The organism is Desulfofundulus australicus DSM 11792, assembly GCF_900129285.1.
Classification (GTDB): domain Bacteria; phylum Bacillota; class Desulfotomaculia; order Desulfotomaculales; family Desulfovirgulaceae; genus Desulfofundulus; species Desulfofundulus australicus.
Genome location: NZ_FQUW01000068.1, coordinates 1 through 2,123, shown reverse-complemented (window position 1 = coordinate 2,123; position 2,123 = coordinate 1). Strand labels below are relative to the sequence as shown.

General features: G+C 62.5%; 1 protein-coding gene. It reads right to left on the bottom strand.

The window, feature by feature from the left end:
* The coding region (locus tag BUB44_RS14815; protein ID WP_114362205.1) for a CoB--CoM heterodisulfide reductase iron-sulfur subunit A family protein at positions 1-1,673 on the bottom strand (1,673 nt) is incomplete at its 3' end.
* Between the last annotated feature and the right edge of the window lie 450 nt (positions 1,674-2,123).

Below are 2,123 nucleotides of genomic sequence, written 5' to 3'. Positions count from 1 at the left end.
GGCCGGTCCCGGTGCACCCAGGAGGAGTGCTCCCGGATGTTCACGTGCTCATACAGGTAGGGGTTCAACCCCGCTTCCCGCATGACGCCCTGGAATAACGGCGCGTGGGTCCGTGGCGTGCACGACGCCACCACCACCCGGTTGAGTTTGCGGTTGATGATGGTCCGGCGGATTTTCTCCAGGCTGTCCTGGGCACAGGCAAAGAGAAACTCCTGGGCGTGGACCACCCACGGCAGCTTCCGGGCGTATTCCACCACCTCGGGCACCCGTACCACGCTGCCGATGTTGATGCCGCAGTGGCAGACAAACACCCCCACCCGGGGCGGCTCCTTGTGCACCGCCCTCTCCGGGGGATACTCCTTGACCCGGGTCTCGCTGCCCCGGGCCGTGCTCAACAGCCGGGAAACGCAGCCCGCCGCCGCGCTGGCCTCGGTCACCGTCTCCGGTATGTCCTTGGGACCGGCAAATACGCCGCCGGCAAAAATTCCGGGCCTGGAAGTGGCCACCGGGTTGAAGGGATCGCTCCGGCAAAAACCAAACCGGTCCAGCTCCACTCCCAGGGCGGCTGCCAGTTCCCGGGCTCCCCGGGCCGGGCGCAGGCCCACCGACAGCACCACCAGGTCGAACTCTTCCTCCCGGAAAGCGCCTTCCGGGGTGCGGTAGCACAGCAGCAGGTTCCTGCTGCCGGGAATTTCTTTTACTTCGGAAACCGCACAGCGCACGTAGCGCACACCCAGCTCTTCTTTTGCCCGCCGATAGTACTGCTCAAAACCCTTCCCGTATGCCCGTATGTCCATGTAAAAGATGGTTGCTTCCAGCCCGGGGTTGTGTTCCATGGCCACGATGGCCTCCTTGGTGGCGTACATGCAGCACACGGCCGAGCAGTAATCAGCCCCGGAGCGGGGCTCCCGGGAACCCACGCACTGGATCCAGGCAATGCGCCGGGGTTCTTTGCCGTCGGAGGGCCGGATCAGGTGACCCTGGTAGGGACCGGAAGCGCTCAGGATCCGTTCAAACTGCAGGCTGGTAACCACGTTGGGGAAGCGCCCGTAACCCAGTTCCGGCCGGGCGGCTGCATCAAACAGCTCAAAGCCCGGGGACAGGATCACCGCTCCGGCCTTGATCTGCAGTTCTTCCTCGCGCATATGATGGTCAATGGCCTTGCGGGCACATTTCTCCACACATGCGCCGCACTGCTGGCAGGCGTCGGGGTCCACCGCGTAGGCGTTGGGAAATGCCTGGGCATAGGGTTTGTATATGGCTTTGCGCGTGCCCAGGCCCTGGTTGAAGTCGTCGGCCGTTTCCCGGGGGCAGACCTGCTCACAGCGACCGCAGCTGACACAGCGACTTAAATCCACAAAGCGGGGGTGCTTGCGGACGGTAACGGTAAAGTCGCCCGGCTCACCGCTTACCCCGGTAACCTCGGCCAGGGTGAATACCTCGATGTTGTGGTGTCCTCCCAGGTCGGCCACCTTGGGAGAGAGGATGCACATGGAGCAGTCGTTGGTGGGGAAGGTTTTATCCAGCATGGGCATATGGCCGGCAATGGCCGGGCCCCGCTCCACCACGTAGACTTTAAACCCTGCCCCGGCCAGGTCCAGGGCCGATTGCATCCCGCTGATCCCGGCCCCTACAATCACCACGGAGCCTCTAGGCTGGCTTTTTGTTGCCACAGAGGTGACCTCCTTGTTAAAAGCATCGTAAATGTTGAGTAGTGACCCCGCTATGGTGCCGCGTTGTCCCACGCTCACTCCGGTGCTCCGCGTAAGATGCGCACCGCGGCTCGCTTCGGACCGGACTAGCGGCGCTGCAAAGGCGGCATGGCAGTTGTACCTTACTGTCATCTTTTTGCCGTTTTAGTAAGTTACTTTTCTAATGCTACATTCCGGTGCCGCTGGTTTCGCGCCGCAGTCCGGTTGCCCTCGCTTCGCCGGGTGCTGTTACCAGAGCTCCGCAAGTCGTTCGCTTTGGACAACGCGGCACCACGCCGATGGTAGCGGTTTTGCTGAGCAATTACAAAGCATCGCCATTACTGATCAAACCTACACCGCTTCCAGGGCCGCCTCCAGCATGGCCAGGAGCTGGGCCTTTTCGTAACCCTTCTGCTGGGAGGCGCCGTTGGG